Genomic DNA, 8,491 nt, shown 5'->3' on the forward strand with positions numbered 1-8,491 from the left:
GGTCCAATGTCGATTGAAAGGGCACTTAAAAGCATGACGATGAAAATAAAGGTACTAGAATAGGAAAAAATATTAATAGCCAGTTTTTCAAGCGTCTGACTTCGTCCCTCTGATAATTTCCGCTGGTTGCTCATCCGTTTCATTGCCGCGCCAATGGCTTTTTTACCAAGCGGCTTCACTATAGCAAAGGCAATCAGTAAAAGGAGGATCTTGAGCCCTCCAGTGATAATCCACTCCACGACAACGGAAGGATTGAATTTAAAACCTTCTTCAAATATATTCATTTTACGACTCCTTTCTCCAAAACTTGCTAGGGTTCCTTTATAGAATATCGGAAAGTCCAGAATCATTTCAATTATTATTACGTTTTTTGACAATTCATGGAGAACATTTCGGGTGACACATATATAGTTTTACTTTTCTGATGAACTATTGTTTAATGAGAAACGGAGTAGCACATACTAATCGTAAGAAAACTTTCTACGGGAACTGATCAGATTAAATTAATTATTAACTGAGATTGACTATAATTAATGTTCTCGTTATACTAGGTACTGTGATAAAGACAGTAATTACAGGTTTACATTATTTTTTCGGAGGGATTCAAATGGCAGAACGTATGGTAGCCAAGCAAGCACCACGCTTTGAAATGGATGCAGTACTTCCTAACAAAGAATTCGGTAAAGTTTCACTGGAAGAGAACATGAAGAACGACAAATGGACAGTCCTTTTCTTCTACCCTATGGACTTCACATTTGTATGCCCTACAGAAATTACAGCGCTATCTGATCGTTTCGATGAATTCGAAGATCTGGATGCAGAAGTAATCGGGGTATCTACAGATACCATTCACACCCACCTTGCGTGGATCAATACTTCCCGCGAAGATAATGGTCTAGGTGACCTTGAATATCATTTAGCGGCAGATACCAATCATCAGGTATCTAAAGACTACGGTGTACTGATTGAAGAGGAAGGTGTTGCTCTTCGTGGTCTATTCATCATCAGTCCTGAAGGTGAACTTCAGTATCAAGTAGTTAACCACAACAATATCGGCCGTGATGTAGACGAAACGCTTCGAGTCCTGCAGGCACTTCAAACCGGCGGACTATGCCCGGCTAACTGGAAGCCAGGACAAGAAACCCTATAAATTCCCTTTAATAAAGATTAAGGGTCTAACATGTCAAGTGTTAGACCCTTTTCCATCTTAAACAAAGAAGAGGAGGAATTGATGATGCGTTTAAGAACACCCATGCCTGAGTTGCCAGAAGCAACCACATGGTATAATAGCGAGCCATTAACGAAAGAAGATTTAATCGGGGATAAACCGACATTAATTCACTTTTGGTCAGTCAGCTGCGGAATGTGTAAAGAAGCAATGCCAAATGTCAATGAGTTCCGTGATGAATATAGTGATGATCTAAACGTAATTGCCGTGCACATGCCTCGCTCTGAAAAAGATCTCGACTTAGATCAAATTCAGGAAGTAGCGAATGAGCATGGCATTACTCAGCCGATATACGTTGATAACCGGCACGCTCTTACGGATGCATTTGATAATCAGTATGTACCTGCTTATTATGTATTTGATGAAGAAGGAAATCTCCGTCACTTTCAAGCTGGAGGCGGCGGAATGAAAATGCTTCGTAAACGTGTGAACCGCGTACTTGGGCTTAATCAAAAATAAGGAATGATAGGAAAGCAATTCCCATATAACTATGGGGATTGCTTTTTTTACGTGAGGGCAAGTTAAATGAAGGTATCGAGTGGTAGAGTTATTCACTTAAAGGTACGGATGCCGACAGAGATCGGGACGAACCTTCATAATCAAATGCAATAGAGTCTGTTAAATGGATGTGACTATTGTCACTGGCTGAATGATGTAAACTGGCAGAAATTTTTAAAAATTGGGACGTAAGGGTGGCATTTTATTTCGATACCCGATATATTTATTAATACGTTAAAAATATTTGGAGGAGGGGGATTATGGAGACCTTTAAAAAATTAAAGCAGTTTTACTGGCCATATCGCAAGTTCTTTTTCTTATCGGTATTGTCCTTGATTTTCGTAGCCGGAATTACGGTAGTTTATCCAATAATACTGCAAATTACGATTGATGAAGTGATGCGTGGTGAAAAGTATAATTTAATTCCTTATATTTGCGGTATCTTTATTTTGTTAATGATCGTGAAGGGGATTGCGACTTATTTTCATCAATACTTAGGAGAATACTTTGGAATCAGCTCCGTTTTCACTCTGCGGGATGAGTTATATAAAAAACTGCAGCGTCTTTCCTTTAAATATTATGATAATGCGAAGACGGGAGACTTGATGTCCCGTTTAACGGCAGATGTAGAAGGATTTCGCTTCTTTTTATCCTTTGGTTTTTCAGAACTCATTCGTATTACCTTGTTAATTGTGATCAGTTTGAGTGTCATGTTCTATTACTCCATTCCGCTTGCTCTCGTGACCATGGCGGCTATGCCGTTTCTAGCTATTGTGGTTTACAAATTTGATCGGAGAGTACACCCCGCTTTCCGGCGGATACGGAAGTCGTTTGGGAAACTGAATACTCGAGTACAGGAAAATATTAGCGGCATGAATACGGTGAAATCACTGTCGAGAGAAAGTTTTGAGATTGGAAGATTTTCGGACCGGAGTGAAGACTATCGATCGAAATATATTACCACCTCCAATATATGGGCGCGTTTCTTTCCTCTGATGGAATTTATCGGCAACGTCTGCGTGGTGGCTCTGCTTGCATACGGGGGTTACTTAGTCATTAACGACTCGCTTCAATTAGGGGAATTGGTCGCCTTTTTCAGTCTCGTCTGGTACATTCTGGGACCACTTATGAATTTAGGGTTTGTGATCAACCTGTTCTCCCAATCAAAAGCTTCTGGCGAGCGTTTACTTGAAATTCTGGAAGAGGAAGAGGATATTCAGGAGAAAGAGCACCCGATCGTCGAAGATCGTTTACAGGGTCATGTGACGTTTGAAGATGTAACCCTAACTTATACAAAAGACGACGATTCAGCTCTAAAACATATTACCTTTGATGCGCCTCCCGGTAAAACGATTGGTTTAATAGGGGCAACCGGTGCAGGTAAAAGCAGTATTACGCAACTGATTACCAGGTTTTATGAACCTGAGAAAGGCCGTGTTCTACTCGATGGTACACCGGTTCAAGAATATGGGCTGAAAACTCTAAGGAAAAACATTGGATTTGTATTGCAGGAATCTTTCTTATTTTCTACTACGATTAAAGAAAATATCTCTTACGGAAATCCTGATGCTACGATTGAAGATGTGATGGATGCAGCCAAACGGGCGCAGGCCCACGACTTTATCATGGAAATGCCGGAGGGGTATGACACCCTGCTTGGAGAACGAGGCATGGGGCTGTCAGGAGGACAGAAGCAGCGTATTGCGATTGCAAGAGCCATCCTGATTGATCCTTCTGTTCTTATTTTAGACGATGCCACTTCAGCCGTTGATATGGAAACGGAATTCCAAATTCAAAAGGCCCTGCAAGAAGTCATGAAAGGAAGGACAACCTTCATTATTGCCCATCGTATCTCTTCCTTAAAACATGCGGATGAAATTCTCGTACTGGAAGAAGGGGAAGTGAAAGAACGAGGCATTCATGATGAGCTTGTTCAAAACGGGGGTCCTTATCAGAGAATCTACGATATTCAATATCAGGATAAAGAAAAAATACTCAATGCTTCTAACGCTTAAAGAAAGGGGGAGAAACAAGTGGCTAAAAAACCAAAACATAAACCCGTCACGAATAAACATTTAAATCGTTTTAAATATACTCAGGACCAGGCAGTTGAAAAGCCCTTTAACTGGTCGCAGATGTGGAGACTGCTGCGTTATGTGAAGCCTTATGCTAAAACATTGCTTCCGATTTCGATTATTGCGATGCTTGTATCAACAATTGTTCGTCTGGTCGTGCCAATTTTAATTGGTCGGGTAGCCATTGATAAAGCTATTGGCAACAGTGATACGAATTTTTTAATTCAACTCGTAGTCGGTATTTCGATTCTTTACCTGTTCAGTTATATTGCTAATACACTGCGGATTAAATATGTAAATATTTTAGGTCAGAATGTGATTTATGACCTTCGGCAGCACTTGTTTTCGCATGTGCAGCGGCTGTCTCACAAATTCTTTGATTCAAGATCAGCCGGTTCCATTCTTGTAAGAATTATGAATGATATAAACTCTCTACAGGAATTGTTTACGAACGGAATTATTAACTTGCTTATGGATATCGTCATGCTAACTGGAATTATCGGAATCCTGTTCTGGATGAGTCCGAAGCTTGCCTTAGCCATACTTGTGATTATGCCGCTGATGTTTTATATTTCTACGAAACTGCGCCGCAATATCAGGCGCTCCTGGCAGGATGTAAGAATTCAGCAGTCTCGACTGAACTCTCATTTAAATGAGAGTATTCAGGGGATTCGAATTACGCAATCTTTTTCACAGGAAAGAGAAAATGCGGAGTACTTCGACGGCGTAAATTCCGATAACTTCCAGTCCTGGAATACAGCCACTAGAAAAAGTGCCATGTTCCGGCCTTTTGTAGAGATGAGTAATGCGATAGGAACCGTTATCCTTATTTCTTTCGGTGCCTATCTGATCCTGAGCGGAGATATCTCCATTGGTAAATTCGTCTTATTCGCCCTTTACCTGGGTATGTTATGGGAGCCAATTTCAAGACTGGGCATGATGTACAATCAAATGCTTATGGCAATGGCCTCTTCGGAAAGAATTTTCGAATTTCTGGATGAACAGCCAAATGTAGAAGAAAAGACAAATGCGGTTGAACTGAAAGACATGAAAGGTCATATAGAATTTGACCATGTTCAATTTGCTTATGATGAAAAACGGATTGCTCTCCATGATATTAATCTAGAAATGAAACAGGGAGAGACGGTGGCTCTGGTCGGGCACACCGGATCCGGGAAATCGACAATTGCGAATTTAATCAGCCGTTTTTACGATCCAACAAAAGGAGCGGTTAAAATTGACGGAGTCGATTTGCAGGATGCGACCATTGATAGTGTGCGCCAGCAAATCAGTGTAGTGCTGCAGGATACCTTTATCTTCTCCGGAACCATTCTTGAAAATATCCGCTTTGGTCGTCCAACTGCCAGTGATGAAGAAGTGAAAGAAGCGGCTAGAGTGGTAGGAGCAGAAGATTTCATCAACCGCTTAAGTGATGGATACGACACAGAAGTAGAAGAACGCGGGAGTATTCTATCCGCTGGGGAAAAGCAGCTGCTTTCCTTTGCCCGTGCTTTACTTGCCGATCCGAGAATTTTAATTTTGGATGAGGCTACGGCAAGCATCGATACCGAAACGGAAGTTCGTATCCAGAAAGCCCTCCGTAAACTATTACATGGTCGAACCGCCATTATTATTGCTCACCGGCTGTCCACGATTCGTGAAGCGGACAATATTTATGTGCTGGAAAATGGGCGCATACTTGAGAATGGCTCACACGATGAATTAATGGACCAAAAAGGTGAGTATTATGAATTGGTGAAAGCCCAGTTCCAAATGCTTGATGCTATCTAGTCACTGGATTCTTCAATCACGTCATGGTCTAAAAGGCACCCTTACCGGGGTGCCTTTTTTGTGTGTAATCTATTGTTAGAAGCCATAGGGGATAGGGAATAGAACTTACATAACATTTCAGGCATGCTTTTAGACATTAAAGACCATATCGTGTATCATAAACTTAAAATTAAGACTTTGTGAAGTTTGTCACAAAATAGTCATATACCTATCCCACTTAAACCGTTTTCACCTATTATACTAGGGATAGATTGTCTGAATTCATTAGATTGACTAGCAGTAAGAGGGGGAAGGAAAGATGTTTGATTTAGATAGTGCTACGCTTAGCCGCATGCTGACTGCACTTACTCTTGGATATCACGCGATTTTTGCTACGCTTGGTGTAGGTATTCCCGTTATGATATCCATAGCAGAATTTATAGGGATTAAAAAGAAAGATCCTCACTATACGCTGCTGGCAAGACGCTGGACAAGAGGATTTACCATTACAGTGGCTGTAGGGGTAGTGACAGGAACCGCGATTGGATTGCAGCTCTCCCTGTTATGGCCGAGCTTTATGCAGCTGGCAGGTCAGGTGATCGCTTTACCACTGTTCATGGAGACTTTCGCATTTTTCTTTGAAGCTATATTTTTAGGAATTTATCTTTATACATGGGACCGGTTTAAAAACCCTATGTACCACTGGCTGTTATCCATTCCTGTAGTGATCGGATCTACATTATCAGCTTTCTTTATCACATCGGTGAACGGCTTTCTAAATACTCCGCAAGGGTTTGAACTGGAAGGAGATACAGTTACGTCTATTCAACCGCTGGCTGCGATGTTCAACCCAGCGACGCCTACGAAGGTTCTTCACGTCGTTTCTACTTCTTATTTAACCGCAGCAGCTGTCCTGGCAACCATTGCAGCTATTTATCTATTGAAAAAGAAAAATACCCTTTATCATATGAAGGCCTTGAAGCTTACGGTTGCTTCCGTGTTCATTTTTGCTATAGCTACTGCTATTGCTGGTGACTTATCTGCCAAATTCCTCGCTGAAGAGCAGCCGGAAAAATTGGCGGCCGGAGAATGGCATTTTGAAACGGAAGAAGGAGCAGACTTAGTTGTTTTCGGTACATTAAATGAAAATCAGGAAGTGGAGAATGCGATCCGAATACCAAATGGCTTAAGCTTCCTGGCTCACGGCGACTTTAATGCAGAGGTAACCGGACTGGATCAAATTCCAGATGATGAAGAGCCTCCGCTTTGGATTCACTATATGTTTGACTTAATGGTCTCGATCGGTTTCTTCACACTTGGAATTTCCCTTCTGTACCTTGTGTTCTGGAAGGTGAAGAAGTGGAACGAATATCACCCACTGCTCTTATGGGGGATTGTTTCTCTCGGACCATTATCCATGGCCGCTGTCGAATTTGGCTGGGTATTTGCTGAACTGGGGCGTCAGCCTTGGATTCTAAGAGGATTTATGACGGTATCTGAAGGGGCGACAACCTCTCCTTACGTTGGTTGGATGCTCATTCTGTTTATTGGCTTATATACCGTGCTGTCGATCGGCTGCGTAATTGCGCTGCGTAAGATATTCAAAGGAAATCCAGCTGAACACGAGCTTGAACATCGTTATCCTGAAGTGGCAGCAACAAAGGAGGGTAACTAACTCATGAGTTACGAATTATTAGGTATTACCGTGCTTTGGCTGTTTCTGTATGGTTATCTGATTGTGGCATCGATTGACTTCGGCGCAGGTTTCTTTGCGTATTTTGCGAAGGTTACGAAAAACGATCATATCATTAATAAACTGATATCCCGTTACCTCTCTCCAGTGTGGGAAGTAACCAATGTGTTCTTTGTATTTTTCTTTGTTGGATTAATTGGATTTTTTCCGGATATGGCTTATTATTTCGGCCAATCACTATTAATACCGGGGAGTATTGCGATTGTCCTGTTGGCTATTCGTGGCTCTTTTTACGCCTTTGAAAATTATGGATCAAAAGAAAATCATTTGTACATGTTTTTGTACGGAGCTACAGGCTTATTAATACCTGCTGCTCTATCCACAGCTCTTACAATATCTGAAGGCGGCTTTATTAAGGAAACAGAAAACGGGGTTCAGCTGATGTACGGAGAACTGTTTTCCAACCCCTTTTCATGGAGCGTCGTTTTTCTGGCGATTGTCTCGGTCCTGTATATCAGCTCCATGTTTCTGACCTTTTATGCGAATCGTGCAGGAGATCAGCCCGCTCTTAACTTAGTTCGAAAGTACGCGCTGTTCTGGAGTTCGCCAACCATTATTGCCAGCCTGACCACGTTTATTGCACTCAGTCAGCAAAATCCGGATCATTTTCAGCGTGCAATTGATTTATGGTGGGTGTTTGGAATCTCAGTAGCCTTCTTTATGGCTGCAGTATTCCTGATTTATCAAGGGAAGTACTATGGATGGGCATTTATCGCGGTTATGCTCCAATTCTTTGTAGCATTTTTCGGCTACGGAGCCTCCCACCTGCCTTATCTGCTCTACCCACACGTGACGCTGTCCGGGGGAGTGACGAGTGAAGCTATGGCGATTGCCTTAATTGTTGTGTTCATAGCCGGGCTGTTTTTACTTATTCCATCACTCATTATGCTGATGCGGATGTTCCTGTTTGATGCTGATTATGTCAAAGGGAAAAAGTAATAATAGAATGTTTTGAAGCTTGTAGAGGATCTTAATCGATTCTCTACAAGTTTTTTTATTAAAAATTAATCTCTGTTAAATTTCCGTGTTGTTATTAAGGTAAAGCTCCCGATACTGGAAGACTCAGTTTCAAGATAAATGGGTCCGTTAAGTAAGATGGGTAAGGGTTGGTGGGGAAATAACTCGCTTTCCTGTGGGGGAACTGGCAAGCCTCCTCAGTCGTTAACA

6 protein-coding genes and 1 pseudogene are annotated in these 8,491 nt (G+C 41.7%); 6 read left to right on the forward strand and 1 reads right to left on the reverse strand.

Features of this window, described 5'->3' with window-relative positions; translation table 11 throughout:
* Window positions 1-284: pseudogene (locus tag WAM07_RS13955) on the reverse strand (mechanosensitive ion channel protein); the annotation flags it as partial.
* 323 nt (window positions 285-607) lie between these two features.
* On the opposite strand from WAM07_RS13955, the gene WAM07_RS13960 reads away from it, so the two are divergent.
* The 6 genes from WAM07_RS13960 to WAM07_RS13985 all read left to right on the forward strand — a co-directional run bounded on the left by WAM07_RS13960 (window position 608) and on the right by WAM07_RS13985 (window position 8,263).
* A complete protein-coding gene (locus WAM07_RS13960) occupies window positions 608-1,150 on the forward strand; it encodes a peroxiredoxin (protein WP_422167788.1) in 543 nt (180 codons plus the stop codon).
* Window positions 1,151-1,234: 84 nt separating this feature from the next.
* Window positions 1,235-1,687, forward strand: a complete 453-nt coding sequence (locus WAM07_RS13965) for a redoxin domain-containing protein (protein WP_422167789.1) — start codon at window positions 1,235-1,237, stop codon at window positions 1,685-1,687.
* A gap of 299 nt (window positions 1,688-1,986) precedes the next feature.
* The gene (locus tag WAM07_RS13970) at window positions 1,987-3,741 is read left to right on the forward strand and encodes an ABC transporter ATP-binding protein (RefSeq protein WP_422167791.1); all 1,755 of its coding nucleotides are present in this window, start codon (window positions 1,987-1,989) and stop codon (window positions 3,739-3,741) included.
* Between the two features lie 18 nt (window positions 3,742-3,759).
* Window positions 3,760-5,592 carry an ABC transporter ATP-binding protein gene (locus WAM07_RS13975; RefSeq protein WP_422167793.1) on the forward strand — a complete coding sequence of 611 codons (1,833 nt, stop codon included), beginning with the start codon at window positions 3,760-3,762 and terminating at the stop codon, window positions 5,590-5,592.
* 298 nt (window positions 5,593-5,890) lie between these two features.
* Window positions 5,891-7,246 carry a cytochrome ubiquinol oxidase subunit I gene (locus WAM07_RS13980; RefSeq protein WP_422167795.1) on the forward strand — a complete coding sequence of 452 codons (1,356 nt, stop codon included), beginning with the start codon at window positions 5,891-5,893 and terminating at the stop codon, window positions 7,244-7,246.
* 3 nt (window positions 7,247-7,249) lie between these two features.
* Window positions 7,250-8,263: a cytochrome d ubiquinol oxidase subunit II gene (locus tag WAM07_RS13985; RefSeq protein WP_422167797.1), complete on the forward strand. Its 1,014-nt coding sequence runs from the start codon at window positions 7,250-7,252 to the stop codon at window positions 8,261-8,263.
* Window positions 8,264-8,491 lie beyond the last annotated feature (228 nt).

Origin of the sequence: Halobacillus sp., from assembly GCF_049282395.1 — a bacterium.
Classification (GTDB): Bacteria; Bacillota; Bacilli; order Bacillales; family Halobacillaceae; genus Halobacillus.